General features: G+C 64.2%; 26 protein-coding genes. 15 read left to right on the top strand and 11 right to left on the bottom strand.

From position 1 onward, the window contains the following. Window positions 1-214: 214 nt before the first annotated feature. The 3 genes from hemP (at window position 215) to ACVOMF_RS15245 (ending at window position 3,779) form a co-directional block, all read left to right on the top strand. Entirely contained in the window at window positions 215-409 is a 195-nt protein-coding gene (hemP, locus tag ACVOMF_RS15255) for a hemin uptake protein HemP (protein ID WP_282273037.1), read from the top strand. Between the two features lie 148 nt (window positions 410-557). Beyond that, a complete protein-coding gene (locus tag ACVOMF_RS15250; protein WP_481510022.1) occupies window positions 558-2,762 on the top strand; it encodes a TonB-dependent hemoglobin/transferrin/lactoferrin family receptor in 2,205 nt (734 codons plus the stop codon). A 90-nt stretch (window positions 2,763-2,852) separates the two neighbouring features. Further along, window positions 2,853-3,779: a DUF6607 family protein gene (locus ACVOMF_RS15245; protein ID WP_481510021.1), complete on the top strand. Its 927-nt coding sequence runs from the start codon at window positions 2,853-2,855 to the stop codon at window positions 3,777-3,779. A gap of 169 nt (window positions 3,780-3,948) precedes the next feature. On the opposite strand, the gene ACVOMF_RS15240 is transcribed toward ACVOMF_RS15245, so the two are convergent. Next, a complete protein-coding gene (locus ACVOMF_RS15240; protein ID WP_481510020.1) occupies window positions 3,949-4,302 on the bottom strand; it encodes a DMT family protein in 354 nt (117 codons plus the stop codon). Window positions 4,303-4,467: 165 nt separating this feature from the next. Between ACVOMF_RS15240 and ACVOMF_RS15235 the strand changes: the two genes are divergently transcribed. The 10 genes from ACVOMF_RS15235 (at window position 4,468) to ACVOMF_RS15190 (ending at window position 12,429) form a co-directional block, all read left to right on the top strand. Continuing rightward, complete coding sequence (locus ACVOMF_RS15235; RefSeq protein WP_057630720.1) at window positions 4,468-5,181, top strand: response regulator transcription factor; 714 nt, start codon at window positions 4,468-4,470, stop codon at window positions 5,179-5,181. Window positions 5,182-5,320: 139 nt separating this feature from the next. After that, window positions 5,321-6,583 carry a sensor histidine kinase gene (locus tag ACVOMF_RS15230; protein ID WP_481510019.1) on the top strand — a complete coding sequence of 421 codons (1,263 nt, stop codon included), beginning with the start codon at window positions 5,321-5,323 and terminating at the stop codon, window positions 6,581-6,583. A gap of 148 nt (window positions 6,584-6,731) precedes the next feature. Then, window positions 6,732-7,112, top strand: coding sequence for a diacylglycerol kinase (locus ACVOMF_RS15225; protein ID WP_481510018.1), 381 nt, complete (start codon window positions 6,732-6,734; stop codon window positions 7,110-7,112). A 54-nt stretch (window positions 7,113-7,166) separates the two neighbouring features. Continuing rightward, window positions 7,167-7,916 carry a TerC family protein gene (locus tag ACVOMF_RS15220; protein WP_481510017.1) on the top strand — a complete coding sequence of 250 codons (750 nt, stop codon included), beginning with the start codon at window positions 7,167-7,169 and terminating at the stop codon, window positions 7,914-7,916. A gap of 219 nt (window positions 7,917-8,135) precedes the next feature. Beyond that, window positions 8,136-8,768, top strand: a complete 633-nt coding sequence (locus ACVOMF_RS15215) for a LemA family protein (protein ID WP_481510016.1) — start codon at window positions 8,136-8,138, stop codon at window positions 8,766-8,768. Window positions 8,769-8,778: 10 nt separating this feature from the next. Beyond that, on the top strand, window positions 8,779-9,681 hold the full coding sequence (locus tag ACVOMF_RS15210; RefSeq protein WP_481510015.1) for a TPM domain-containing protein: 903 nt from the start codon (window positions 8,779-8,781) through the stop codon (window positions 9,679-9,681). Next, the gene (locus tag ACVOMF_RS15205; RefSeq protein ID WP_481510014.1) at window positions 9,681-10,172 is read left to right on the top strand and encodes a TPM domain-containing protein; all 492 of its coding nucleotides are present in this window, start codon (window positions 9,681-9,683) and stop codon (window positions 10,170-10,172) included. Before ACVOMF_RS15210 ends, ACVOMF_RS15205 begins: the two co-directional genes overlap by 1 nt. 66 nt (window positions 10,173-10,238) lie before the next feature. Next, complete coding sequence (gene lgt, locus ACVOMF_RS15200) at window positions 10,239-11,147, top strand: prolipoprotein diacylglyceryl transferase (RefSeq protein ID WP_481510013.1); 909 nt, start codon at window positions 10,239-10,241, stop codon at window positions 11,145-11,147. Then, a complete protein-coding gene (locus tag ACVOMF_RS15195; protein ID WP_293715272.1) occupies window positions 11,144-11,938 on the top strand; it encodes a thymidylate synthase in 795 nt (264 codons plus the stop codon). Before lgt ends, ACVOMF_RS15195 begins: the two co-directional genes overlap by 4 nt. After that, window positions 11,938-12,429 (top strand): dihydrofolate reductase, encoded by a 492-nt coding sequence (locus tag ACVOMF_RS15190; RefSeq protein WP_481510012.1) that lies wholly within the window; start codon window positions 11,938-11,940, stop codon window positions 12,427-12,429. The genes ACVOMF_RS15195 and ACVOMF_RS15190 overlap by 1 nt, the downstream gene beginning before the upstream one ends. A gap of 215 nt (window positions 12,430-12,644) precedes the next feature. Here the strand turns inward: ACVOMF_RS15190 and ACVOMF_RS15185 are convergent, their stop codons facing one another. The 10 genes from ACVOMF_RS15185 to ACVOMF_RS15140 form a co-directional block, all read right to left on the bottom strand. Further along, on the bottom strand, window positions 12,645-13,286 hold the full coding sequence (locus ACVOMF_RS15185) for a DUF1287 domain-containing protein (RefSeq protein ID WP_481510011.1): 642 nt from the start codon (window positions 13,284-13,286) through the stop codon (window positions 12,645-12,647). After that, entirely contained in the window at window positions 13,283-14,353 is a 1,071-nt protein-coding gene (locus ACVOMF_RS15180; RefSeq protein ID WP_481510010.1) for a symmetrical bis(5'-nucleosyl)-tetraphosphatase, read from the bottom strand. Before ACVOMF_RS15180 ends, ACVOMF_RS15185 begins: the two co-directional genes overlap by 4 nt. Then, on the bottom strand, window positions 14,353-14,736 hold the full coding sequence (gene apaG / locus ACVOMF_RS15175; protein WP_481510009.1) for a Co2+/Mg2+ efflux protein ApaG: 384 nt from the start codon (window positions 14,734-14,736) through the stop codon (window positions 14,353-14,355). Before apaG ends, ACVOMF_RS15180 begins: the two co-directional genes overlap by 1 nt. 49 nt (window positions 14,737-14,785) lie before the next feature. Beyond that, window positions 14,786-15,592 carry a 16S rRNA (adenine(1518)-N(6)/adenine(1519)-N(6))-dimethyltransferase RsmA gene (gene rsmA / locus ACVOMF_RS15170; RefSeq protein ID WP_481510008.1) on the bottom strand — a complete coding sequence of 269 codons (807 nt, stop codon included), beginning with the start codon at window positions 15,590-15,592 and terminating at the stop codon, window positions 14,786-14,788. After that, window positions 15,589-16,569 (bottom strand): 4-hydroxythreonine-4-phosphate dehydrogenase PdxA, encoded by a 981-nt coding sequence (pdxA, locus tag ACVOMF_RS15165; protein ID WP_481510007.1) that lies wholly within the window; start codon window positions 16,567-16,569, stop codon window positions 15,589-15,591. The genes rsmA and pdxA overlap by 4 nt, the downstream gene beginning before the upstream one ends. A gap of 3 nt (window positions 16,570-16,572) precedes the next feature. After that, window positions 16,573-17,934, bottom strand: a complete 1,362-nt coding sequence (locus ACVOMF_RS15160; protein ID WP_481510006.1) for a peptidylprolyl isomerase — start codon at window positions 17,932-17,934, stop codon at window positions 16,573-16,575. Further along, complete coding sequence (gene lptD / locus ACVOMF_RS15155; RefSeq protein ID WP_481510005.1) at window positions 17,931-20,366, bottom strand: LPS-assembly protein LptD; 2,436 nt, start codon at window positions 20,364-20,366, stop codon at window positions 17,931-17,933. Before lptD ends, ACVOMF_RS15160 begins: the two co-directional genes overlap by 4 nt. Window positions 20,367-20,462: 96 nt before the next feature. Then, a complete protein-coding gene (locus ACVOMF_RS15150; RefSeq protein ID WP_481510004.1) occupies window positions 20,463-21,386 on the bottom strand; it encodes a histone deacetylase family protein in 924 nt (307 codons plus the stop codon). Window positions 21,387-21,443: 57 nt separating this feature from the next. Next, the gene (locus tag ACVOMF_RS15145; protein WP_481510003.1) at window positions 21,444-21,998 is read right to left on the bottom strand and encodes a cob(I)yrinic acid a,c-diamide adenosyltransferase; all 555 of its coding nucleotides are present in this window, start codon (window positions 21,996-21,998) and stop codon (window positions 21,444-21,446) included. A gap of 14 nt (window positions 21,999-22,012) precedes the next feature. Continuing rightward, window positions 22,013-22,594, bottom strand: coding sequence for a hypothetical protein (locus ACVOMF_RS15140; protein WP_481510002.1), 582 nt, complete (start codon window positions 22,592-22,594; stop codon window positions 22,013-22,015). A 114-nt stretch (window positions 22,595-22,708) separates the two neighbouring features. Between ACVOMF_RS15140 and ubiH the strand changes: the two genes are divergently transcribed. Then, the gene (gene ubiH, locus ACVOMF_RS15135) at window positions 22,709-23,920 is read left to right on the top strand and encodes a 2-octaprenyl-6-methoxyphenyl hydroxylase (protein WP_481510001.1); all 1,212 of its coding nucleotides are present in this window, start codon (window positions 22,709-22,711) and stop codon (window positions 23,918-23,920) included. Further along, window positions 23,917-25,095 (top strand): UbiH/UbiF family hydroxylase, encoded by a 1,179-nt coding sequence (locus ACVOMF_RS15130; RefSeq protein WP_481510000.1) that lies wholly within the window; start codon window positions 23,917-23,919, stop codon window positions 25,093-25,095. Before ubiH ends, ACVOMF_RS15130 begins: the two co-directional genes overlap by 4 nt. Window positions 25,096-25,192: the final 97 nt, after the last annotated feature.

The raw sequence follows: 25,192 nt of genomic DNA, 5'->3' as shown, positions 1-25,192 counted from the left end.
ATGGGCGCCCCTCTACGCGGCCCCCGCCCCGCCCAACGGTCGACCCCTCCCCGGGCCGGCCCCCTGCCCGGGCTTGGCCGGCCACTACAGGTGGGGAGTCCAATGCCCTGTCCGACAGGGTTTGGCGCCAGATTTCGGACTTGTTGTAAATAGTTCTTGCATCGTTATTGAGAATCATTATCATCAACTCCGTCCCCAGTACGGAATCACGATGATGTCGGCCCAGCCCGTTATGCTTCGCCCCCGCACCCTCCACCTGCCGCAGCGCCCGGTTCAGTTGTTGCCGGTCGATGGCGTTGTCGATAGCGGTGCCCTGCTCAAGGGTCAGCGCGAGATCGTGATCCAGCACGGCGACAAGTTCTATCGCCTGCGGCATACCAGCAACGACAAGCTGATCCTTACCAAGTAAGCCGCAGCACGGCCGCATTCGCCGCAGCCAGCGTGCTCACGCTTGGCCCCTGAGTGCACAACTCTCTCCCCCCTTGACTGCAGTCTGGTTGCTCCGGCAACCGGGCTGTCTGTCAGGGGTTTTGTTCACTCCACGATTCCAGGCCTCCATGATCCGTCCAACTGTCTTGACTGCTGCCCTGTGGGCGGTGCTGTCGCCCGCGCATGCAGAAAACGTGGCCTTGCCCGTCGCGCATGAATTCGACCGCGTCCAGGTCACCGCCACCCGTACCGAGCGTGCGCTCAGTGATGTCGCTGCAACGGTTGATGTGATTGACCGCGAACAGCTGGACAAGCAGTTGGCCAACGACATCGCCGACCTTGTGCGCTACGAGCCGGGCGTGTCGGTGACTCGCAGCGCCACCCGTTTCGGCCTGGGTGGCTTCCGCATCCGCGGCCTGGATGCCAACCGTGTGCTGATCCAGACCGACGGCATCGCCATGCCGAAGAGCTTCAATATCGGCAGCTTCGCCAACAGCAACCGCAACTTCACCGACCTGGAAACGCTCAAGCGCGTTGAAATCGTGCGCGGCCCGGCCAGTTCGCTGTATGGCTCCGATGCACTCGGTGGCGTGGTGGCCTTCGTCACCAAGGATCCGGCCGACTACCTGAAGGACGGCAAGGACAGCTATGTCGGCCTGAAGTTCGGCTATGACGGCGAGTGGAAAGGCTTGCTGGCCGGTGTCACCGCAGCGTGGGGCAGTGAACATTGGAGCGGCATGGTCAACGTCAATCATCACCAGGGCCAGGAGACGGTCAACAAGGGTGACGTGCGCAGCATGGACTACACCCGCACCGCGCCGAACCCGCAGGAACGCGATGGCCGCAGCGTGCTGGCCAAGCTGGTCTATGCGCCGGATGAAAGCCAGCGCTTCCGCCTGACCGTTGAAGGCAACGAGGACAGCACCGATACCGACGTGTTTTCTTCGGTCAACAACAAGCATCCGGTGGCAGCGTCGCGTACCACCACGGACATGACCGCTCACGACACCCAGAACCGTACGCGCTTGTCTTTCGCCCACGAAATGGATGCGCTGGATGCAGCCTTTGCCGATAGCCTGAACTGGCAGATCTATCGCCAGAACAGCGAAACCAGGCAGGTCACCAACGAAGGCCGCACCAATGGCAGCCGTCGTCATCGTGCCTTCCATTTCGATCAACTGGTGTACGGCGCGCAGCTGCAGTTCAACAAGGCCTTGCAGACCGGCTCGGTCGAGCATGCGCTGACCTGGGGTTTCGATGGCGCCCAGACCGACATCCGCCAGAAGCGTGATGGTTACCAGGTGCTGGCCAACGGCACGATCAGCTCCAACATCTCGCCGGACAACTTCCCGGTGCGCGATTTCCCGATCAGCAAGACCACCGAACTCGGCCTGTACGTGCAGGACGAAATGCGTCTTGCCGATGGTCGCCTGTCGCTGGTGCCGGGCCTGCGCGTTGACCATTACCGGCTCAAGCCCGAGCTGGATGCGATCTTCAGGGAAGACAACCCGAACATGGTAGTGGCCTCGTTGACCAAGACCAGCGTGTCGCCGAAGCTGGGTGTGGTGTGGCGCTTCGATGATCAGTGGTCTGTGTTTGCCGGCTATGCGCATGGTTTCCGTTCGCCGCCGTACAACGACGTCAACCTGGGCTTCACCAATCTGACCTTTGGTTACACCGCCATCCCCAATCCGGACCTCAAGCCGGAAACCAGCAATGGCGTGGAGCTGGGCGTGCGCTATGTCAGCCCGGTCGCTTACATGAGCGTCAGCGGCTACTGGAACGACTACCGCGATTTCATCGAGTCGCAGCGTTATGTCGGCGTCAATGCGCAGGGTCTGATGGTGTTCCAGTCGCAGAACATCGCTGATGCGCGCATCTATGGTGCCGAGCTGAAGGCCGGTGTCGATTTTGGCCAGGTCAGCGATGCATTGAAAGGCTGGGGCCTGCGCAGCGCGGTGGCATGGGCGCATGGGCAGAACCGTACCGCCGATACGCCGCTGGACTCGGTGGACCCGCTGCGCGGCACTGTCGGCCTGTTGTACGACCGCGACGATTGGGGCGTGGAACTGGCTGGCACCTTTGCCCGCCGCAAGGACCGCGTCGCTGCAGCCACGGCTTACCGCCCGGCAGGCTATGGCGTGCTCGACCTGATGGCGCATTGGGAGTTCGCGCCGGGCGCGAAGTTCAATGTCGGCGTGTTCAACCTGACCGATCGCAACTACATCGACTGGTCCAGCATCACCTCGACGCTGGCCGCCAACAGCAGCGTGATTGATCGCTTCAGCAACCCGGGTCGCACGGTTTCGGCCAGCGTCTCGGTGTCCTGGTAAGCAACAACGTTAGCGGTTCCTCCAGGAGCCGGCGAAGGAACGCATCGTGGCCACGGATGGCCATCCCTTCCATTCGCACAAGGAAAACCCATGAAACTGCTTTCCGCCAGCCTGCCGCTGCTGCTTTTCGTCAGCACCGCTGCCAGCGCCGCCACTGCCGATATCGCCCGTGACCACGACAGCATCCTGAAGATGCAGGGTGAGTACACGGTGGACTTCGCCTTCGATGAAACCGTGCTGCTCAAGCCCGGCTACGAACGCGCGTCGGCGATGCGCAGCGGTGGTGATGAAGTGGTGATCGTGGTTGAAGACAGCCCGCAGCGTATCGTGCTGCAGCATCTGCTGGTGGATGCCAAGAGTGGCCATGTCACCAAGCATTGGCGCCAGGACTGGGTCTACGAAGCGCTGCAGCGTTTCGAGTTCACCGCCGACCAGACCTGGACGGTGCGCGCGATTCCAGAAGCACTCAACAAGGGCGCATGGACGCAGTGCGTCTACGAAGTCAGCGACGCACCGCGCTATTGCGGTACTGGTCGCTGGAGCTACAACAACAATGTGCCGACCTGGACCAGTGACCTGAGCTGGCGTCCGTTGCCGCGCCGCGAATACACCAAGCGCAGCGACTACAACGCGCTGGCGGTGGTCAACCAGCACACGCTGACCCCGAATGGCTGGACCCACGAACAGTTCAACACTAAGGTGCAGCGCAACGCCGATGGCAGTCAGGTGGAAATCGCGCGCGAGTTCGGTTTCAACGACTACATCAAGACCACCGAAGTGGACTTCAAGCCTGCGCGCGATTACTGGGCAGCCACTGCTCCGTTCTGGGCGCAGGTACGCCAGCGTTGGGACGGCTTCCTCGGCAAGGCACCGGGCGTGCACCTGAAGACCAAGCTTGATGGCATGGCGATGATCATGCCGCTGTTCCAGCAGGCCGAGGAGATCCAGGGTGGCGCGGCGTTGGACACAGGCAAGATCGATGCGGTGTTCGCCAAATATGTGGAAGCTGCCAGGTAAGTTGGCGCTTGTTCGGCTTTTTTGATCTTGTGGGAGCGGCGTAAGCCGCGAAGCTGATGTTCTATCAGGGGCCAGCAGCCAACCCCTCCCCAACCCTCCCCTTGGCTTCGCCAAAGGGAGGGAGCAAGGGCTGCCGCTCCCACATCCATCATGCCCAGATGCCCCGGGCCTATTCCTTGAACATCAGCAGCGCAGCCACCACGATCAGCGCGAACGCCGCCCAGTGGTTCCACTTCAGCGGCTGCCCCAGGTAGGTGGCGGAAAACACCGCGAAAACCACCAGGGTGATCACTTCCTGCATGCCCTTGAGCTGCGGCGCCGAGTACACCGCACTGCCCATGCGGTTGCCCGGCACCTGCAGGCAGTATTCGAAGAAAGCGATGCCCCAGCTGACCAGGATCACCGTCATCAACGGGGCGGTCTTGAACTTCAGGTGGCCATACCATGCGATGGTCATGAATACGTTGCTGGCCACCAGCAACAGTACCGGGTAGAGGTAGGCAGTAAAGGAGGGGGTGGCCATATCCAGTTTCATCAGGGCGGGTCGCTAGCATAGGGGGCGGTTGGGCGAACGCTTGTCCACATCGAACAAGTTTCAAGCGATACCAATGGCGGCATAAAGCCGTCTTCACACGGAATCCACCAGGAGTGCGGCATCTTTCACAAAGCTGAAGACTAAGGAGGCTCCATGCGACAGACCAAGGAATCGTCCGGGCTGGTATTGGTTGTCGAAGACAACCGCAACATCTCCGAGATGATTGGCGAATACCTGGAAGGCAAGGGGTTTGAGGTGGACTACGCAGCCGATGGCCTGGATGGCTACCGGTTGGCCGCCGAGAACAGTTACGACGTAGTGGTGTTGGACCTGATGCTGCCGCGCTTGGACGGCATCGAAGTATGTCGACGCCTGCGTAACGAAGCACGCAAGTCCACGCCGGTGCTGATGCTGACCGCACGCGACACGCTGGACGACAAGCTCACCGGGCTTGGCTATGGCGCGGATGACTACCTGACCAAGCCCTTCGCGATCCAGGAGCTGGAAGCACGCCTGCGTGCATTGATCCGCCGCGAGCGCCGCCAGGTGGGTGCTGAAGTGCTGAAGGTCGCCGATCTGGTGCTGGACCCGGTCAGCATGCGTGCCACCCGCGCTGGCAGCGAGCTGCAGCTGTCGCCTATCGGCCTGCGCCTGCTCACCATCCTGATGCGCGAATCGCCGAGGGTGGTGACCCGCCAGGAGATCGAACGCGAAATCTGGGGCAATGGCCTGCCTGATTCGGATACCTTGCGCAGCCATCTGTACAACCTGCGCAAGATCATCGACAAGCCGTTTGATCGCCCCTTGCTGCACACCGTGCAGAGTGCCGGTTACCGGATTGCCGACATCGGTCAGTCCATGGGTTGATCTGCAGGGGGCGTGTACTGGCACCTGTGTTATGAAGAACCGCCGCAGAACATGAGTCGCGGCGGTTTTTTCTTGTCAGGTAATTCTGCGACGGCGCCAGTCCAGTCCCTATAATCACCCGGGCTTCGGGGGGGGGCGCATGTCGTACGGGTTACCGCGGAAGATCAGAATGGCATTCATCCTGCAGGCGCTGCTGGCGAGCCTGGCAGTGTTGCTTGGTGGCTATCTGATGGCCTTGGTGATCAAGTACGGCCTGATCAATGCAGTCCTGCAAAGCGAGGCGGAGTACTACTGGCAGCAGAGTGCACAGGCGCCGGATATGGCCCCGCCCAATACGCTGCGCATCCGTGGCTACATGCAGCCTGCAGGGCAATCCGATGCGACGGTACCTGCGCAGCTGCGCTCACTGGCACCGGGGTTTCATGAGCTGGAGTCTTCCGATCAACTGGTACTGGTGGACCAGCACCCGGAGGGTCGGCTGTACCTGGTGTTCCAGCGTTCGCCTGCGCACCGCGCGGCTGTATGGGCGGGGGTGTTGTTGATCCTGCTGGCCATCCACGCGGCGTCGTGGCTGACCTATCGGGCCTCGTCGCGGCTGGTTGCGCCGGTGAGCTGGCTGGCGCGACGGGTATCGCTGTGGGACCCGCGCCACCCCGATGCCAAGGAGCTTGCGCCGGAGCGCTTACCGCCGGAGGTGCAGGGCGAGACCCGGCAATTGGCGTTGGCCCTGCATGACATGGCTGGCAAGGTTGGCGATCACGTGGCACGCGAGCGCAATTTCACCCGTGATGCCAGTCATGAGATGCGTACGCCGCTGACCGTGATCCGCATGGCCAGTGATATGGCCTTGGCCGATTCCGGGCTGACCCCACGATTGCAGCGCAGCCTGCAGCGCATCCAGCGAGCCGGTCGCGATATGGAGGCAGTGATCGACGCCTTCCTGCTGCTGGCCCGCGAGGTGGATGTGGAGCCGCAGTCCGAGCTGTTCGATGTCGGCGAAGTGGTGCGCTACGAAGCCGCCAACGTTGAAGAACTGTTGCAGGGCAAGCAGGTGCAGCTGCGGGTTCTGGTTGAGGGCAGCCAGATGCTGATGGCGCCGCCGCGGGTGATGCACGTGGTAGTGGCCAATCTGCTGCGCAATGCCTGTCTGTACACCGATGTGGGTGAGGTGGAGGTGCGGGTGATGCCGGGCCAGGTGGTGGTCCGCGATACCGGTATCGGCATGAGCAGCGAGGCGCTTGCGCGGATCTTCGACCCCTTCTTCCGGGCCGACGGCGGCCGCCAGCTGGGCGTCGGGTTGGGCATGCCGATCGTACGCCGGCTGTGTGAGCGCTGCGGCTGGCGTATAGAGATAGACAGCCGTGAGGGGCAGGGAACCACCGTGACCCTGCTCTATCGCTGAGATGGGGCTTGGCGGCGGCCCCGGTAAGCAAGGGCCAGATGTGGCAAAATTGGCGGCTAATCTCACGCTACCGGTGTCATTCCCATGAGCGGTTGTTCAGCCTCCAAGGTTTTGCTCGGCCGCGCTGCGGCAACTGGCAAGGTGTCGCATGGCTGATCAGATCGGGCATATGCCGCGTGGCCCCGGACGCATCCTCAAGGCCGCAAAGTGGTCCTGGCAGGGGCTTTGCGCTGCCTGGATGCATGAGTCCTCGTTCCGGCTGGAGGTCTGCCTGTTCGTGGTGCTGGCACCGCTGGCGTTGTGGCTGGGCCAGGGGCCGGTGGAGCAGATCTTGATGATCGGCTCGATGCTGCTGGTGATTGCCATGGAGTTGGCCAACTCGGCCATCGAAGCGGTGATCGAGCGCTACGGCCCGGAATACCACGTGCTGGCTGGCCGCGCCAAGGACATGGGCTCGGCGGCGGTCTTCGTGCTGATGATGAACGTACTGCTGTGCTGGGGCCTGATTCTGCTGCCGCGCGTTTTTTGACACGTCAGCTGCCGAGTGGCGCTGATGCATTGGTTTTATTGAAGGATTGTTCACATGTCTCTTGAGTTTCTAGCCGACCCGAACGTATGGGTCACCCTGTTCATGCTCAGCGCACTGGAAATCGTGCTTGGTATCGACAACCTGGTCTTCATCTCCATCGCGGTCGGGCGCCTGCCCGAGGAGAAGCGCCCGTTGGCGCGTCGCGTCGGCATCGCGGTGGCCTGCATCACCCGCATCCTGCTGCTGATCTCGCTGGCCTACCTGGCGCACATGGAGGCCAACCTGTTCACCGTGGCCGGCATGGGTATCTCCATCCGTGATCTGGTGCTGATCGTGGGCGGCCTGTTCCTGCTCTACAAGGGGACCAAGGAAATCCGCGAACTGGTCACCGGTGGTGAAGACGAAGACCCGACCACGACCAAGGTGGCATCGTCGTTCGGCATGGTGATCGCGCAGATCGCAGTGATCGACATCGTGTTTTCGCTGGACTCGGTGATCACCGCCGTCGGCATCGCCTCGCATGTCCCGGTGATGGTCTGTGCGGTGCTGTTGTCGGTAGCGGTGATGCTGCTGGCGGCCAACCCGCTGGGTCGTTTCATTGATGCCAACCCGACCGTGAAGCTGCTGGCGCTGGCCTTCATCCTGATGGTGGGTGCGGTGCTGGTGCTGGATGGCCTGGACGTGCATGTGCCCAAGCCCTACATCTATGCGGCGATGGGTTTCTCGATCCTCGTGGAATGGCTGAACCTGCTGATGCGGCGCAATGCCAAGGCCCATCACGTACCGGGTTCGGACAACTGGTAAGTGTCTGATTGGCCGGCATCGCCGGCCGACAACAGGACCCAAAGGGCCGGCACTGCCGGCCCTTTTCTTTCGTTTCCATGGGATCGAGCATCGTCAGCTTCGCGGCTGACGCCGCTCCCACAACAGCCTCGCCCGGGGGCTTTGGTCGCCGCTGGTCTTTGCAAACCTTGAACAGGCAACGTGGCATGCTCGGCACTCCAGCCATCCAGGGCCCGACCCATGCGCCAGTACCTTCGCCTGATGTTGCTTGTCATCGCGGTGATTTCCGTTTCCGGCTGTGGCTACAACGCCATCCAGCAGAAGGATGAGGCGGTCAAGGCCGGCTGGTCCGAGGTGGTCAACCAGTACAAGCGCCGTGCCGACCTGATCCCCAACCTGGTCAACACCGTGCAGGGCTATGCCCAGCAGGAGCGTCAGGTGCTTACCGAGGTCACCAATGCCCGCTCCAAGGTCGGGCAGATCCAGGTCAATGCCGACGATGCTGATTCGCTCAAGCAGTTCCAGCAGGCCCAGGGTGAGCTGGGCAGCGCGCTGTCGCGCCTGCTGGTGGTCAGTGAGAACTACCCGACGCTGAAGTCGGACCAGAACTTCCGTGACCTGCAGGCACAGTTGGAAGGCACCGAGAACCGCATCACCGTGGCCCGCGGCCGCTATATCCAGCTGGTGCAGGACTACAACACCTACATCCGCTCGTTCCCGCAGGTGATCACCGCCAAGATGTTCGGCTATGCGGCCAAACCCAACTTCACCGTCGACAACGAGGCGCAGATCGCACAGCCGCCGACCGTGAGCTTCGGCAACCAGCCGGCAGCGCCGCAGCAGACGCCGCCGCAGCCCGCGCCGGCGCAGTGAGCCGCGCGCGATGAGCGCGTTGCTGCAGCGCTTGGGCTTGCTGCTGTGCCTGCTCGGCCTCGGCTGGGCAGGCCCGGCACTGGCCCAGCAGCTGGCGCCGATCCCGCCGCTGGATTCGCCGGTGGTCGATACCACCGGCACCCTCGATGCGGCGAAGAAGCAGGCGTTGGAGCAGCAGGCTATTGCCCTGCAGCAGCGCAAGGGCGCGCAGCTGCAGGTGCTGATCGTGCCGAGCACCCAGCCCGAGGACATCGCCCAGTACAGCACCCGTGTGTTCGACCAGTGGGCGATCGGCCGCAAGGGCGTGGATGATGGCGTGCTGCTGCTGGTGGCCAAGGATGACCGCAGGGTGCGGATCGAGCCGGGCTACGGTCTTGAAGGTGCCATCCCCGATGCAATCGCCAACCGGGTGATCCAGGAATACCTGGTGCCGCACTTCCGCCAGAACGATTACGCCGGAGGTGTTACGGCTGCCAGTGCGGTGCTGGTCAAGATCATCGATGGCGAGGAACTGCCGACACCGGTCAGCAGCAACCGTGATGGTGGCGGTGGCAGCGGTGATTCGATCTTCTTCTTCGCGATCATGATCGGTGTGTTCGCATCCACTTTCATGCGGATGTTGCTGGCCAAGCTGCCGCGGCCGATCCGTGGCGTGGTCTCGGGCCTGATTGCCGGTGCGGCCGGTTGGCTGCTGCTGTCGGTGGTTGGCGGCGGTATTGCCGCGTTGGTGGCCTTCCTGTTGTCGCTGGGCAAGGGTTCCAGCGGTGGCTTTGCCAGCGGTGGTGGCTGGGGCGGTGGAGGCGGCTTCGGTAGCGGCGGCTTTGGCGGAGGCGGTGGAGGCTTCGGCGGAGGTGGCGGTTGGGGCGGTGGTGGTGGACGTTCGGGAGGCGGTGGCGCCTCGGGGAGCTGGTGATGCGCTGGTTACGACATTTCTTTGCTCCCTCGGCGCATGCCGCATTCCCGGAGGCCAGCCTGGACCGGATTGCCCACGCCATTGCCGACGGCGAACGCCTGCACGGCGGACAGGTGATGTTCGCGGTCGAGTCCGACCTGCCGCTTGCCCTGCTGTGGAAGAACACCAGTGCCCGCGCCCGCGCCGAGCACGCCTTCGCGCTGCTGCGCACCTGGGACACCGAGGCCAACAACGGCGTGCTGATCTATCTGCTGCTGGCTGACCATGCCATCGAGATCGTTGCCGACCGTGGCCTGCAGGCGCGGGTGGATGCCGCGCAGTGGCAGCTGATCTGCGATCACCTGCGCGAGCAGCTGAACGTGAATGCCCGCGAGGAAGCCGTGCTGGCGGCGGTGGCCGAAGTCTCGCAGTTGCTGTCGCTGCACTTCCCGCCTGATCCGGCAGGGCGCTCACGCAATGAGTTACCTGACCGCCCGCAGGTGTTTGGCTGAAGCATGGGTTGAGTGGCAAGGGCCGCTACCCCGAGAATAGGGGCTGGTTCGCCTGACAGTGCCCGCATGCTCTTTCTTCATGACATAGACCCCATCGCTTTCTCGCTGGGTCCGATCGATGTGCACTGGTACGGCATCATGTACCTGCTTGGCTTTGCCGCTGCGTGGTGGCTGGGCCGCTTACGCATCCTCGCCGGGCGCTTGCCGGGCGTGGATATGAATGGCTTCTCCGACCTGCTGTTCTACGCGATGCTGGGCGTGGTGCTGGGCGGACGCATCGGCTACATGCTGTTTTACGCAACTGCCGACTTCCTCGCCAATCCGCTGATCCTGCTGCGGGTCTGGGAAGGTGGCATGAGCTTCCACGGTGGCCTGCTTGGTGTGCTGATCGCCGGCTGGTGGTGGACGCGCAAGCACAAGCTGCATTTCTTCGACACCATCGACTTCGTCGCGCCGCTGGTGCCGCTGGGTCTGGGCTTTGGTCGCCTGGGCAACTTCATTGGTGGCGAGCTGTATGGCAAGTTCACCAATGCAGGTTGGGGCGTGATCTTCCCGCATTCGCCGCTCAAGGATGTTCCGGCTGGCTTGCCGGCGATGGAGCAGCTGCTGTCGGCTGCGCAGATCCAGCAGGACTATGCTGCTGGCCTGCTCAGCCAGTACGCACGCCATCCCTCGCAGTTGTACGAAGCGCTGCTGGAAGGCCTGGTGATGTTCCTGGTGCTGTGGTTCTACTCGATGAAGCCGCGCCCGCGCTACGCCGTGTCCGGCCTGTTCGCGTTGATGTACGGCAGCTTCCGCTTCCTGGTCGAGTTCGTGCGCATGCCCGACAACGGCGTGTACGTAGCGTTTGATTGGTTGACCCGTGGCCAGATCCTGAGCCTGCCGTTGATCGTGCTGGGCTTGGTGTTGCTGGCAATGTCGCGCCGCGCGCCGGTGTTGCAGCCGGTGCTTCCATTGGAAGAGAAGAAGGCATGAAGCAATATCTGGATCTGCTGCAGCACGTGATGGAGCACGGCACCGAGAAGTCCGACCGCACCGGCACCGGCACGCGCAGCGTGTTCGGCTGGCAGATGCGTTTCGACCTCAACCAGGGCTTCCCGCTGGTCACCACCAAGAAACTGCACCTGCGCTCGATCATCCATGAGCTGCTGTGGTTCCTGAAGGGCGATACCAATATCGGCTACCTGAAGGACAACAAGGTCAACATCTGGGACGAGTGGGCCGATGCCAATGGCGATCTCGGCCCGGTCTACGGCAAGCAGTGGCGCAGTTGGGCCACCGCCGATGGCCGCGAGATCGACCAGATGCAATGGCTGGTGGACGAGATCAAGCGCAATCCGGATTCGCGCCGGCTGGTGGTCAGCGCCTGGAACGTGGGCGAGCTGTCGCAGATGGCGTTGATGCCCTGCCATAACCTGTTCCAGTTCTATGTGGTCGACGGCAAACTCAGCTGCCAGCTGTACCAGCGCAGCGGCGACATCTTCCTCGGCGTGCCGTTCAACATCGCCAGCTATGCCTTGCTGACGCATATGGTGGCGCAGGCGACCGGGCTGGGTGTGGGTGATTTCGTGCACACGCTGGGCGACGCGCACATCTATTCCAACCATTACGAGCAGGCACGCGAGCAGCTGTCGCGCGAACCGCGCGCGCTGCCCAAGCTGTGGTTGAACCCGGACGTGACCGACCTGTTCGGCTTCCAGTTCGACGACATCCGCATCGACGGCTACGACCCGCATCCGGCAATCAAGGCGCCGGTGGCGGTGTGATGAAGCTGTCGATGATCGCCGCGCTGGACCGCAACCGTGGCATTGGCCATGACAACGCGATGCCGTGGCATCTGCCGGATGACTTCAAGCACTTCAAGGCGCTGACCCTTGGCAAGCCCATCCTGATGGGCCGCAAGACCGCCGAGTCGCTGGGCCGCGCGCTGCCGGGGCGAACCAATCTGGTGTTGACCCGTAGCGGCCAGGTGCCGTTTGCCGGCATGCGAGCGGTGGCTTCGTTGGACGAGGCGCGGGCAATTGCGGCGGGCGAGGGCGCTGACGAGCTGTGCGTGATTGGTGGTGGTGAGATCTATCGGCTGTTGCTGGATCAGGCGACCGACCTGCATCTGACCTGGGTGGATGCCGAGGTGAACGCCGATACGCACTTCCCGGAAGTGGATCCGGCCTTGTGGCGAGAAGCGGAGAGCCAGGCGCATGCGGCGGATGAGCGGCATGCGTTTGCGTTCCGGTTTGTGCATTACGTGCGGCGTTGAGTTGTTTTGAAACTAGAAAGCTAAAAGCTACGAAGCTACCCCTCCCCAACCCTCCCCTTGGCTACGCCAAAGGGAGGGGGTAACAGCCTTGGCTATGCAAGATGGTGCAGCCGGCGAGATCAGCTCCCTCCCTTTGGCGTAGCCAAGGGGAGGGTTGGGGAGGGGTAGCTCTTTGCCCCTTGCATCAGGCGTTCAACGCCTCGCAGGAGACCCATTCACCCCGGCATCCGGTAATGCCCAATGATCGTGTGCAGGAACAACAGATCCTGCTCCTGCGTGCCGCGGGCGATGTTGTGCAGCACCAGCGGCGTGCCATCGTCCAATCGCCTGTCCGAGACGATGCCTACGTGCAGCAGCCCATTGCCATTGAGCTTCCACGCCACGATGTCGCCGGCAGCGTAGTCATCGGCGAGGGTGCTTATCGGTAGCTCCCAGCCCTGGCGCTGGAACCAGCGCATCTGGTTGGGGACGCGGCGATGGTCGATGTTCCGATCCGCACGCGAGAGTCCCCATAGCTGCGGGTAGGCGGCGAAGTTCCCATGCATGTCCTCGTGGATGCGCTGCTGCAGGTCAACACCTTGCGTGCGCAGCGCGCGAATCACCACGTCGGTGCAGACACCACGATCAAGCGGTGGATCGCCGTTCGGGTAGCTCAGCGAGAAATAGGCCGGGTCGTAGCGGGTGGTGACCCCGATCTGTGCCCGTGCAGCCGCAACCAGCGGAGGTGAAATGACTTGCGGTGCGGCTGCACTGACCGCCTGCGGCGGTGGGCTTGCCTCGCTACCGTTGGGCTGCGGACGGCAGCCCGCGAGCAGTGCAATGACCATCAGCATCAATGCCGATGGCCAAGGCCTCATGCAGCCGGTCCGTTGTCGTCCGGTGTGGGCGTGCTGTTGTTGCTGTTGTTGCCGTTGTTGTTGCCGTTGTTGTTGCCGTTGCCATTGCGCCCACGCGGACGATGACGGCGCGGGCGTCGGCGTTGTTCGCCGCTGCGCTCGGGGCGGGGCGCTTCGCTGCGCGGTTCTGATTTGGCCTCGGGTCTGGCTTCAACCTTGGCCTCCACACGCGGCTTGCGTGGCGGATGCTGGCCCGGCACCGGCACCGGTACATCTCGGCCCGGCACCTGCACGATGCGCAGGTCTTCGCTGTCCAGCTGCAGTGCGGTGAGCTTGCCACCCCAGACTGCGCCGGTATCGATGGCGTGCACGCCCTGGGTGATGGTCAGGCCCAGCGCTGACCAATGGCCGCAGACCATCTTCAGTTCACGCTCGACCCGGCCAGGTACTTCGAACCACGGATACATGCCTTGCGGCTGGGTGCCCGGCGTGCCCTTGTCTTCCATGCCGATGCGCCCGCTTGGGGTGCAGTAACGCATGCGGGTGAAGATGTTGATGATCGCGCGCGAGCGGTCGTAGCCGCTGAGGCCCGGCGACCATGCCGGCTTGTCGCCATACATGTTGCGGAACAGCTTGCGGTAGCCGTTGCCGTGCAGTTGCAGCTCGACTTCGCGCGCGTGCTTTTCGGCCAGTGCCACGGTCCACTTCGGTGCCAGGCCGGCATGGAACATCATCCAGCCCAGCTCACGGTCGACGTGGGCCAGCTTCTGCATGCGCAGCCAGTCCAACAGCACGTCGCGGTCCTCGGCCAGTACGATGCGCTGCAGGTCCGGGTTGACCTTGCGCTGCTCCTCTTCGCTGCGGGCGCCAATGGCCAGCAGGGAGAGATCGTGGTTGCCGAGCACGGTGACACTGTGTTCGCGCAGTGAATGCACAAGCCGCAGTGTTTCCAGCGACTGGCCGCCGCGGTTGACCAGGTCACCAGCGAACCACAGCTTGTCTGCAGCCGGGTCGAAGTTGATCTTTTCCAGCAAACGCTGGGTGACGTCGTAGCAGCCCTGCAGGTCGCCAATTGCCCAGGTCGCCATCAGTGCAGCGTCCTGGGGATGGCGAGTACGAACGGCGCGATCGGTGCGGCGAACTCGGTGCCGTCGTCGGCGATCATGTCGTAGTGGCCTTGCATGGTGCCGTGCTCGGTGCCGAGCATTACCCCGGAGGTATAACGGAACTCCTCGCCGGGGCGCAGCCGTGGCTGCTCGCCGACCACGCCATCGCCATCGACGATCTCGACCCGGCCTTCGCCGTCGGTGATGCGCCAATGGCGGCTGATCAGCCGCGCCGGCATGGTGCCGCGGTTGTGGATGCGGATCGTGTAGGCGAACGCAAAGCGGCCGTCTTCAGGGGCCGACTGGTCGTCGATGAAACGAGGCGAGACCTCGATCTCGATCGCGTAGTGGCGGGTGTCTTCCATGGGAGGAGTGTAAGCAAAAGCAGGTGATCGGATTGCGTGTTTGCAGCGCTTATTCGTGCGGCAGGTTGGCAAGCCTGATGAAATCGGCAACTTCCAGCTGTTCGGCGCGGGCATCACTGCGTACGCCGGCGGCTTCGAACTGGGCCTGGTCGATGACGCCGTTGAGGGCGTTGCGCAGGGTTTTGCGGCGCTGGCCGAAGGCGGCGCGGACCACATCGGCGAAGCGTTTGCGGTCGTTGATGCCGACGCTGGCGGGGTCGCGCGGGATCAGCCGGACCACGGCCGAATCCACCTTCGGCGGCGGCCGGAATGCGCCTGGCGGCACCACGAACAGCGACTTGACCTCGCAGAATGCCTGCAGCATCACGCTCAAACGGCCGTAGACCTTGCTGCCGGGGCCGGCGGCCATGCGGTCAACCACTTCCTTCTGCAGCATGAAGGTCATGTCCGAGATCGCGGCCGCGTGGTCCAGCGCGTGGAACAGGATCGGCGATGAGATGTTGTAGGGCAGGTTGCCGACCAGGCGGATGCTGGAGCCGGCCGCCAGCTCGGTGAAGTTCACCCGCAATACGTCGCTGTGGACGATGGTCAGCTCGCCCAGCGGCGCAGCCGCTTCGGTCAGCGGTGCGATCAGGTCGCGGTCGAACTCGATGACGGTCAACTTGGGATGGCGGCGCAGCAGCGGGAAGGTGATGGCGCCCTGGCCCGGGCCGATCTCAACCAGACGGTCGTCGCCCTTCGGGTCGACTGCCATGACGATCTTCTCGACGTAATACTTGTCCGCCAGGAAGTGCTGGCCGAGCTGCTTCTTGGCCGGGGCGGTGAAGCCCGTGCGCGGGGAATGATCTGAATTCATGTGCTGATTTTACGTTGTGCAGCCAGCTGCGCGCATAGCGCCGTCGCCGCGAACAGGCTGGAGGGGTCGGCCACGCCCTTGCCGGCGAGGTCCAGGGCGGTGCCATGGTCCACCGCAACGCGCGGGTAGGGCAGGCCCAGGGTGATGTTGGTGGCCTGCTCGAAGCCGCTGTACTTGAGCACTGGCAGGCCCTGGTCGTGGTACATCGCCAGCACAGTGTCGAAACCGGCCAGTTTGGCTGGCAGGAAGGCGGTGTCGGCGGGCAGCGGGCCGATCAGGTTCAGGCCTTCGCCGCGCATCTGCTCGAGCAGCGGGATGATCAGGTCCAGCTCTTCACGGCCGAGATGACCGTCTTCGCCGGCATGCGGGTTGAGCCCGAGCACGGCAATGCGCGGCTGCGCCAGGCCGAAATCGCGGCGCAGGGCTGCGTCGGTGGTGCTGATGACCTTGCGCAGGCTGTCGGCGCTGATGGCGTCGGCGACGTCGCGCAGCGGCAGGTGGGTGGTGGCCAGGGCCACGCGCACGATGTCATTGGCCAGCATCATCACCACTTCGACACCGGCCTGGTTGGCCAGCAGCTCGGTGGTGCCGCTATAGGCAATGCCGCCCTGGTTGATCACCGCCTTGTGCACCGGGCCGGTGACCACACCATCAAGGCTGCCGTCCAGGCAGGCCTGGCCGGCGCCGAGCAGGGCATCGATCACCGCGTGCGCATTGCGTGGGTCGGCGTGGCCGAACTGCGAAGGAGCCGCATTGCGGACTTCGCGCAGGCGCAGGTCGCCGGGACGGTTGGCAGTGGCGTGTTCTGGGAGTAGTTGCAGTGGCAGGTTCAGTGCGCTGGCGGCGGCCTGCAAGGTATCCGGGTCCGCAAACGCCAACAGCCGGCAGTCACTGCGCGGCTGTTGGGCAAGACGTATGCAAAGTTCGGGGCCGATCCCGGAGGGCTCGCCCGGAACCAGAGCGAGCTGGGCAGCCATGGATCAGGGCTTGGCCGGTTCGGCCGGCGTGCTGGTCGAATCCGCAGTGCCCTCGGCGCGGTCGCCGCTGCGGAAGCTGACGTAGGCTTCGCCACGCAGTTCCTGCAGGTAACGGTTGTACTCGTCGTCCAGCTTGCGGCGGCCGATCTGTTCACGGACCTGGGCGCGCTTGTTGTTGTCGCCAACGTCGGTCTGACGGCTGGCCACGCGCTGCACGATATGCCAACCGGCGTCGGTGCGGAACGGAGAGCCCACGCCATTGTCAGTCAGGCTTTCAACCTGCTTGCCGAAGTCCGGGCCGAAGGCGTCGGCCGGGAACCAACCCAGGTCACCGCCCTGGCCACGGCTGTTTGCATCATCGGAGGACTCCTTGGCCACGGCCTGGAAGTCGGCGCCGCCAGCGATGCGCGCACGCAGGGTCTCGATCTTGGCCTTGGCGGCAGCGTCGTCGACCTGATCGGTGACGCGCACCAGGATGTGGCGGGCGTGGTATTCGGTGACCTTTTGGCCGCTGTCGCCAGCGCCGCCGGCATCACGGGTTTCCACCAGCTTGAGCAACTGGAAACCGCTCGGGCCACGGATCGGGCCCAGCACGTCGCCGGCCTTCATGGTCTTGATCTGGTTGGCGAACGCGCTGGGGATTTCGTCGGCACTGCGCCAGCCCAGGTCGCCGCCTTCCAGCGCGTTGGGGCTGTCCGAATAACGGACGGCTGCAGCGGAGAAGTCCAGTTCGCCCTTGTCGAGCAGGCCCTTGACGCCGTCAACCTTGCTCTGGCCGGTGGCGATCTGCTCGGCGGTCGCACCTTCCGGCACGGCAATCAGGATGTGCGCCAGGTGGAACTGGGCACCGCCTGCGTTCTGTTGGGCCAGCGCAGCATCCACTTCGCCTTCGCTGACACTGATGCGGCTCTGTGCAAAGCTCTGACGCAGGCGCTGGGTAATGATTTCCTCGCGCACCGAGTTACGGAAGTCGGAGAAACCGATACCGTCCTGGCTCAGGCGCTGACGCAGGCCATCGACGTTGGTGCCGTTCTGCTGGGCAATGCTGCCGATGGCGTGGTTGAGTTCTTCATCGCTGACGCGGATGCCGCTGCTTTCAGCGCGGGCTACCTGCAGCTTGACCAGTACCAGGCGCTCCAGCACCTGGCGCTCCAGTACCGATTCCGGCGGCAGCTGGGCTTCACGCCCGGCGTACTGGCCCTTGATGTTGGCGACCGCACGCTGCAGTTCGCTCTGCAGGATCACGCCCTCGTCGACGATGGCGGCAATGCGATCCAGCGGCTGCGTCTGCTGCGCAACAGCCGGGGCGGCAACGCCGGAGAACGCCAGCAAGGTGGCGAGGACTGCAGGAAGGGTCTTGGTCATGGAATCTGGTTGGGATCGTAGTCGTCGTCGTTCGCTTCGATGTTGCTCGGCGGAACGAGGTAGAGGTCGTCTCGGTTGTAGCCGAGAATAGCACGGCGCAAGGTGCGGTCCGTGTTCTGCCCGACCGAGCTCAGGCCCTTGAGCACGAACTCGATCTGGAACGAATTGTTGAGGTCACCGTCGCGGTTTTTGACGTAGCGGCGGGCCAGTGCGCGCACCGCCAGGCAGCAGCTGTCCCACTGTACGCCGCCGATGATTTCCAGCGGCTTGCTGTCGACCATGGAGTAGTAGTAGCGGCCAACGACGCTCCAGCGCGGGTTGATCGGATACAAGAAGGAGAAATCAGCCTGCTTCAGCTGCTCCTGACCGGTGGTCGGGTTGCCGCGGTAGCGGTAGCTCAGGTTGATCACGCCGTCTTCGGGCAGCAGGTAGCGTGCGCGTACGCTGGCCAGATCTTCCTTACGGAACTTGGGATTCCACTGGTAGGTAGTGCCCAGGGTCCAACGGTCGGTCATGGCCCAGTTGACGTCAGCCACCCAGGCGGACTTGCTTTCGCTCACCACCGGGTCGCCTGGGTTTACGGTGACCCGTGAGTCTTCGAAATAGCTGATCTGACCAATGCTGGCCGAAAGCTTTTCGCGCCCGTCAGCTTGGCGGATCAAGCGGGTGGTCAGTGCGGTGGTCAGCTGGTTGGCATCGTTCTGGCGGTCAGCGCCAGTGAAGCGCGAGTCGCGGAACAGCTGGCCCCAGCTGAAGGTGAAGGCGCGGGTGTCGAACAATGGCAGGTCCGACTGGTCGCGATAGGGGGTGTTCAGGTAGAACAGCCGCGGTTCCAGCGTATGCAGATAGGACTTGCCTTTGAGCGTAGTCTCACGATCGAAGAACAGGCCCATGTCGATGCTGGCAATGGGCAGGCTGCGGTGAGGTGATGTGTTGCCGCGCAGCTGTTCCGGGGTGGCGGTGGCTGGATCGATGCCGGCTGCACGCAGCTGCTGGGCGCGGATGTCGTCGGCCAGGCCACGTTCCAGGTCATAAGCGGTATAGCGCCAGGCCAGCGTAGGGGTGATGTACCAGGCTGCGCCGCCCAGCGGCATCGAGACGTAGGGCTTGATGTCCAGTCGCGAGCCGCCAAACATCCGGGTGACGTCACCGGTGCGCACATATTCACCATCTGCATCCCGCACCTTGTGGCGGATGTCATCGTGGGTGAAGCGCACTGCTTCGGCATACACGCCGGCCTCGAACCAGTGGCCGAAGCTCTCATCCCAGGTGGCGAACAGGCGCGGCTGGCGGCTGTAAGGCAGGGATTGTTCGGTCAGCGTGTAGTCGGTCAGCTGCCACTCGTCGGCCATGATGCCGGCGGTCCAGGAGCGGCCGGTACCGTACAGGCCGGCGGTGCTCTGTATGTTGGAGGCGGTGATGCCGTTCAGGCGGTTGGAAAAGTCTTCGACGTAACGCTCATCGCTGACCCAGGCCAAGTTGGCGCGGGCCTGCCAGTTCTTGTCGATGTTGTGATAGCCGGTGAACGACAGGCTGCCGCGATCGCGGTCGCGCAATGTGTCGTTCGCCATATAGGTCGTATCCAGCTGGCCACGACCGCCGGAGTACAGATAGCGGAACTCGTTGTCGAGCAGGAGCCCACGCTTGCTCATGTAGCGCGGGGTCAGGGTGTCATCGTAGTTTGGTGCCAGATTGAAGTAGATCGGCTGCGCGTAATCAAAGCCATTTCGGCCAGACAGGCTGATCTTTGGATAGAGCAGGCCGGTCATGCGCCGGTCGTCGATCGGGAACTTGAAGTAGGGCATGTACAGCACGGGTACCTTGCCCACGCGCAGCACTGCATTGCGGGCGGTGCCAAAGCCTTCTTCATTGTCGACATCGATCTGCGGTGCCACCAGCTTCCAGACCGGCTGCGAGGGATCGCAGGTGGTATAGCTGGAGTGGTGCATCTGCCCGGTCGAGCCCTGCAGGTCGACCGAATCGGCAGAGCCGTTGCCGCGACGGGAAACCAGTTGGTAGCGGATATCGCTGATCTTGTGCGAGTCCGTTTCCTGATTGCCCTCGGCGCGCTCGGCGACCATCCGGATCGACGAATCTGAATATCGGACATTGCCCTCGGCAATGTAATTGCCGCTTTCGGTATCCAGGCGCAGGCTGTCGGCGCCCATGAACTGGTCGCCACGCTTGAGCAGCACATTGCCCTGGTATTGGGGTACGGCGCTGGTGCCAGTGAGCTCGTTGCCTTCGATGTCGGTGGGCAACTGCTCGCGGTTGGCCGCTGCGGCGGGATCAGCAGGCGGCGCCTCGTCAAAGGCGGGAAGCGTGTCGGTAGCCGGGCACAGGCCCCAGTTCACCGGCTTATCGTCGGCCCAGGCGGGCAGGCAGATGGCAATGCCCAAGGGCAGGGGTAGCAGGCGGAGAGCTTTGCGCACGCGGTTCGCATTCGGGGGAAAACGGCCGCTAGCTTGCCGCATCGTCTGCATGGGGGCAATGAAAGCCTGCCGGATGGGCCGGGCAGGGTTCATCCATCAACGGCTTGCGAGCAGTTCCTGGACGTGGGCGACGCTGCATTCGCGCAGGGCTTGCAGGTCGTAGCCGCCTTCCAGCATGGATACCACGCGGCCGCTGCCATGGCGTTCGGCGAGCCTGACCAGTTCGGCGGTCAGCCAGCCGAAATCCTCGGTTTCAACCATCAGATCGGCCTGTGGGTCGCGCATATGCGCATCGAAACCGGCCGAAATGAACAGCAGCTGCGGCCGGAATGCCTCGATCTGCGGCAGCATCTCGTCGGCCCAGGTGTTGCGGAAGCGGAACCCACCGCTGCCCGGCGGCAGCAGGATGTTGCAGATATTGCCGACCCCGCGCTCGCGCATATTGCCCGAATACGGGAACAGGCCGGACTGGTGGGTGCTGTAGTAGGCGATCTTGGGCTCAGTTTCGAAGATCGCCTGGGTGCCATTGCCGTGGTGTACGTCGAAATCGACGATGGCGATGCGCTCCAGGCCGTACTTGTCGCGGGCGTAGGCCGCGGCCACGGCGATGTTGTTGAACAGGCAGAAGCCCATCGCGGTATCGGCGGTGGCGTGGTGGCCGGGCGGGCGCACCGCGCAGAACACGTGCTTGTTGCCTTCTTCCAGCATCACCGCGTCGACTGCGGCGACGCCGGCACCGGCCGCATGCAGGGCCGCACTGGCCGAGCCGGGCGAGCTGAAGGTGTCCAGGTCGATGCGCCGCAGCGGCGCGGTCTGCACCTGCAGCACCGAATCGATCAACTCGCGGGTATGCACCCGGGCCAGTTCGCCGAGCTTGGCGGGCGGCGCATTGCGCCATTCCAACTGGTCCGGGAACTCGCCGCGCAGGGCTGAGATGACGGCGTGCAGGCGCTCCGGCGACTCGGGGTGATCGATGCCGGGGTCATGTTCAAGGCAGGCAGGGTGGGTGAATACCAGCATGGCCGCACTGTAACCGTCGACGCCGCGCAGTGCGCGGCGTCGTATGGGAGGGGAGGATCAGCCGTGACGGCGTTCGTGGTTCCACAGTACTTCGCCATGGCCACCGGCCCGGGCAAGTACGCGGGACAACACGAACAGCAGGTCGGACAGGCGGTTCAGATAGCGCACCGCTTCGGCACGGATGTCTTCGACGCGGGCCAGTGCCACGGTTTCACGCTCGGCACGGCGGACGATGGTGCGGGCCAGATGGCAACGCGCCGCGCCTTCGCCGCCAGCTGGCAGGATGAAATCCTTCAGTGGCGGCAGGTCGTCGTTATAGCGGTCCAGCTGCTGCTCCAGCGCATCGATATCGGCGCCGTGGATGGCGGCATGGCCTGGGATGCACAGCTCGCCGCCGAGGTCGAACAACTGGTGCTGGATGGTGGTCAGCAGCGTGCGTACGTCCTCGGGCAGGTCCACGGCCAGCAACACGCCGATGGCCGAGTTGGCCTCGTCGACGGTGCCATACGCGTTGACCCGCAGCGAATCCTTGCCGGTGCGGCTGCCATCACCCAGGCCGGTGCTGCCATCGTCGCCGGTGCGGGTGTAGATCTTGGAGAGGCGGTTACCCATTGCCCGGCGCGCCCTTAGTGGGCGACGCGGCCAGCGGCCGGCTGCTTGCTGATGGCTTCAGCCACAACCTGCACCAGCGCAGCAGCACCGATGTACATGGCGGCGCTCTGCATGTACGGCAGCAGCCAGTCGCTGTAGTTCTTGGCCCAACCAGCGAAGGTCGGCTCGGCGACCGAGGCGCTGATCCAGTAGAAGCTGCCCTGCGCGATCAAATGGCACAGCGCGACCGAACCGATCACGGTGGTGGCCAGCATGCCCAGCGACTTGAGGTTGGCGCTGCGGTAGTAGCGACGCAGCAGCATGCCGCCGGTCCACATTGCGAAATAGGCTGGGATCAGCATCCAGTAAGCGGCCGACACACAGTAGTGCTGCCAGAAGCTCATGCCCTGGTTGGAGATCACCGTCCAGTCAACCACCACCGCCAGACCCATCAGCAGCGGGAACGCCCAGCGGGTCCAGTTGCGCAGGTAAAAGCCGCCAATGAAGAACACCGCCCACGAGGCATCCGGAACCGGTGCGAAGTGATTGAGGCGGGTGCCGGCCATCAGCAGCACGAGCAGGGACAGGATGATGGCGCGTTGGGCATTGGCGGTCATGGTGGCGGTTTCCGTTAATCAGGCCGCCATTCTAGCCGCAGTGGGGGTGAACCGGCGGTTGCGCTGCGGCATGGGCCGGCGACCGGGTGGGTGAAGCCCCGTTATCATTGGCACATGAGCAAGAACCATGACGTAGTGATCGTCGGTGGTGGGCTGGTTGGTGCCAGTCTGGCCATCGCATTGGACCGGTTGGGCCTGGACGTAGGCCTGGTTGAGGCGACCCCGGGCGGCGCGCTGCCGGCGGTGTTCGACCAGCGCAACCTCAGCTTTGCCGCCGCCACGATCAATGCGCTGACCGCGCTGGGGGTGATGCAGAAGCTGGCCAACCCCGGTGGCCCGATCCGCCGCATCCACGTCAGCCGCGCCGGTGATTTCGGCCGGGTGCTGATGCAGGCGGCCGATTACGGGCGTGAGGCGTTTGGCCAGGTGGTGGTGGCGCGCGACTTTGGCGAGGCGCTGGAAGCGCGCCTGGGCGAGCTGCAGCAGCTGACCCGCTACCGCCCGGCGAAATTTGTCGGTCTGGGCGCAAGCAGTGACGGCCGCCGCGAGGTGCTCATTGCCGATGACGCTGGCGAGCAGCGCCTGCAGGCCCGGCTCGTGGTTGGTGCCGACGGCACCCGCAGCGCGGTTCGGCAGGCGCTGGGGATTGACGTCAGCGAACACGATTACCAGCAGACCCTGTTCGTGGCGCGGCTGCGCGCGGCCAAGGCACCGGACGGTTGTGCCTATGAGCGCTTCACCGATACCGGCCCGACCGCATTGCTGCCGCGTGGCGACCGCCACTACGGCGTGGTCCATGGCGTTGCCCGCGATGAGGCCGATGCGGTGATGGCACTGGACGACGCGGCATGGCTGGCGCGGCTGCAGGATGCCGTGGGTTGGCGTGCCGGGCGGCTGCTGGAAAGCGGTCCGCGCAGCGCCTACCCGCTGATCCAGGTGTTGGCGCAGAAGCTGGTTGGCGAGCGCGCGCTGCTGCTGGGCAATGCCGCGCAGACCATCCATCCGCTGGGTGCGCAGGGCTTCAACCTCGGCCTGCGCGATGCGCTGACCCTGGCCGAGCTGATTGGCGACGCCGCGCAGGACCCGGGCAGCGACGACCTGCTGCAGGCCTACGTGGCGCGACGCGGCCCGGACCGCGAGCAGACGTTGGCGTTCTCCGATGGGCTTGCCCGTTTGACCAGCAATGCCACGCCGCTGATGCGGCCGCTGCGCAGCCTGGGTTTTGTCGCCGCGGCACAGGCACCAGCGGTGCAGTCCTTCCTGGTCGGTGGCGCGATGGGCTTCCGCGGGCAGGTGCCCGAGCTGTGCAGGAGTGAAGCGCGATGAGCCGGCGTGGACAGTGGGATGCGGTAGTCGTCGGCGGTGGCGTGGTTGGCGCGGCGTGTGCGCTTGCGCTGGCCGGGGAAGGCCTGCAGGTGGCGATGGTAGAAGGCCGCGAGCCACCGCCGTGGTCGCCACAGAAGCCGGACCTGCGGGTGTTCGCGTTTGCCGCCGATAACGCTGCCCTGCTGGAATCGCTGGGCGTGTGGAAGCAGGTGGATCAGGCCCGCGCCCGCGCGTATCGGCGCATGCGGGTGTGGGATGCCGCTGGTGGTGGCGATCTGACTTTCGATGCCGACACCCTGGGCCGCCGCGAGTTGGGCTGGATTGTCGAGAATGGCCTGCTGGTGGATCGGCTGTGGGCGGCGTTGCCGGCTGCCGGGGTGCAGCTGTATTGCCCGGCACGGGTGGAAGCGATGGAACAGGACGCGCAGGGTGTGCGCCTGCGCCTGGATGATGGCCGTCGGGTCGAGGCCTCGATCGCGATTGCCGCCGATGGCGCCGAATCCACCCTGCGCACCTTGGCAGGCTTGGATGTCAGCCGACATGATTACGGCCAGCGCGGGGTGGTCGCCTATGTGGACAGCGCGCTGCCGAACGAAGACACCGCCTGGCAGCGTTTCCTCGATACCGGTCCGTTGGCGGTGCTGCCGTTCGACCGCAACCGCAGTTCCATTGTCTGGACCTTGCCGGATGCCGAAGCCGAGCGCGTGCTGGCCCTGGATGAGGACAGCTTCAATCGTGAGCTGACCAATGCATTTGCTGGGCGCTTGGGCGAGATGCGCTTGGTCTCGGCGCGCGCTGCGTTCCCGCTGCGCCGGCAATTGGCTAGCGCATATGTCGCCGGGCGCGTGTTGACCTTGGGTGATGCAGCGCACGTGGTGCATCCGCTGGCCGGGCAGGGCGTGAACCTGGGGCTGCGTGATGTCGCTGGCCTGCGTGATCTTGTGCGCGAAGCCAGGCAGCGGCGGCAGGACTGGAGCTCGCCACATCGCCTGCAGCGCTGGGCGCGTACCCGGCGCAGCGAGAACACGGTGGCTGCTTACAGCTTCGATGCGATCAACAAGGTGTTCTCCAACGACGAGATGCACCTGACCCTGGCGCGTGGCGCGCTATTGGGTCTGGCGGGCAAGATGCCGCCACTGATGTCGATGTTCTGGAAACGCGCCTCCGGCCTGTAGGTAATGTAGTGCCGAGCCATGCTCGGCAGAGGTTTTACCGGCGCAACCAAATGTAGTGCCGAGCCACGCTCGGCAAGGGGCTTTACCAGTAATGCCC

Source organism: Stenotrophomonas sp. STEN022 (assembly GCF_056760155.1).
This window is presented reverse-complemented; position numbering and strand designations above follow the sequence as displayed.

Bases quoted from the DNA above. Each gene is read 5' to 3' on its own strand.
- hemP (WP_282273037.1), top strand. From the start codon at position 215: ATGTCGGCCCAGCCCGTTATGCTTCGCCCCCGCACCCTCCACCTGCCG.
- ACVOMF_RS15250 (WP_481510022.1), top strand. From the start codon at position 558: ATGATCCGTCCAACTGTCTTGACTGCTGCCCTGTGGGCGGTGCTGTCG.
- ACVOMF_RS15245 (WP_481510021.1), top strand. From the start codon at position 2,853: ATGAAACTGCTTTCCGCCAGCCTGCCGCTGCTGCTTTTCGTCAGCACC.
- ACVOMF_RS15240 (WP_481510020.1), bottom strand. From the start codon at position 4,302: ATGGCCACCCCCTCCTTTACTGCCTACCTCTACCCGGTACTGTTGCTG.
- ACVOMF_RS15235 (WP_057630720.1), top strand. From the start codon at position 4,468: ATGCGACAGACCAAGGAATCGTCCGGGCTGGTATTGGTTGTCGAAGAC.
- ACVOMF_RS15230 (WP_481510019.1), top strand. From the start codon at position 5,321: ATGTCGTACGGGTTACCGCGGAAGATCAGAATGGCATTCATCCTGCAG.
- ACVOMF_RS15225 (WP_481510018.1), top strand. From the start codon at position 6,732: ATGGCTGATCAGATCGGGCATATGCCGCGTGGCCCCGGACGCATCCTC.
- ACVOMF_RS15220 (WP_481510017.1), top strand. From the start codon at position 7,167: ATGTCTCTTGAGTTTCTAGCCGACCCGAACGTATGGGTCACCCTGTTC.
- ACVOMF_RS15215 (WP_481510016.1), top strand. From the start codon at position 8,136: ATGCGCCAGTACCTTCGCCTGATGTTGCTTGTCATCGCGGTGATTTCC.
- ACVOMF_RS15210 (WP_481510015.1), top strand. From the start codon at position 8,779: ATGAGCGCGTTGCTGCAGCGCTTGGGCTTGCTGCTGTGCCTGCTCGGC.
- ACVOMF_RS15205 (WP_481510014.1), top strand. From the start codon at position 9,681: ATGCGCTGGTTACGACATTTCTTTGCTCCCTCGGCGCATGCCGCATTC.
- lgt (WP_481510013.1), top strand. From the start codon at position 10,239: ATGCTCTTTCTTCATGACATAGACCCCATCGCTTTCTCGCTGGGTCCG.
- ACVOMF_RS15195 (WP_293715272.1), top strand. From the start codon at position 11,144: ATGAAGCAATATCTGGATCTGCTGCAGCACGTGATGGAGCACGGCACC.
- ACVOMF_RS15190 (WP_481510012.1), top strand. From the start codon at position 11,938: ATGAAGCTGTCGATGATCGCCGCGCTGGACCGCAACCGTGGCATTGGC.
- ACVOMF_RS15185 (WP_481510011.1), bottom strand. From the start codon at position 13,286: ATGAGGCCTTGGCCATCGGCATTGATGCTGATGGTCATTGCACTGCTC.
- ACVOMF_RS15180 (WP_481510010.1), bottom strand. From the start codon at position 14,353: ATGGCGACCTGGGCAATTGGCGACCTGCAGGGCTGCTACGACGTCACC.
- apaG (WP_481510009.1), bottom strand. From the start codon at position 14,736: ATGGAAGACACCCGCCACTACGCGATCGAGATCGAGGTCTCGCCTCGT.
- rsmA (WP_481510008.1), bottom strand. From the start codon at position 15,592: ATGAATTCAGATCATTCCCCGCGCACGGGCTTCACCGCCCCGGCCAAG.
- pdxA (WP_481510007.1), bottom strand. From the start codon at position 16,569: ATGGCTGCCCAGCTCGCTCTGGTTCCGGGCGAGCCCTCCGGGATCGGC.
- ACVOMF_RS15160 (WP_481510006.1), bottom strand. From the start codon at position 17,934: ATGACCAAGACCCTTCCTGCAGTCCTCGCCACCTTGCTGGCGTTCTCC.
- ACVOMF_RS15150 (WP_481510004.1), bottom strand. From the start codon at position 21,386: ATGCTGGTATTCACCCACCCTGCCTGCCTTGAACATGACCCCGGCATC.
- ACVOMF_RS15145 (WP_481510003.1), bottom strand. From the start codon at position 21,998: ATGGGTAACCGCCTCTCCAAGATCTACACCCGCACCGGCGACGATGGC.
- ACVOMF_RS15140 (WP_481510002.1), bottom strand. From the start codon at position 22,594: ATGACCGCCAATGCCCAACGCGCCATCATCCTGTCCCTGCTCGTGCTG.
- ubiH (WP_481510001.1), top strand. From the start codon at position 22,709: ATGAGCAAGAACCATGACGTAGTGATCGTCGGTGGTGGGCTGGTTGGT.
- ACVOMF_RS15130 (WP_481510000.1), top strand. From the start codon at position 23,917: ATGAGCCGGCGTGGACAGTGGGATGCGGTAGTCGTCGGCGGTGGCGTG.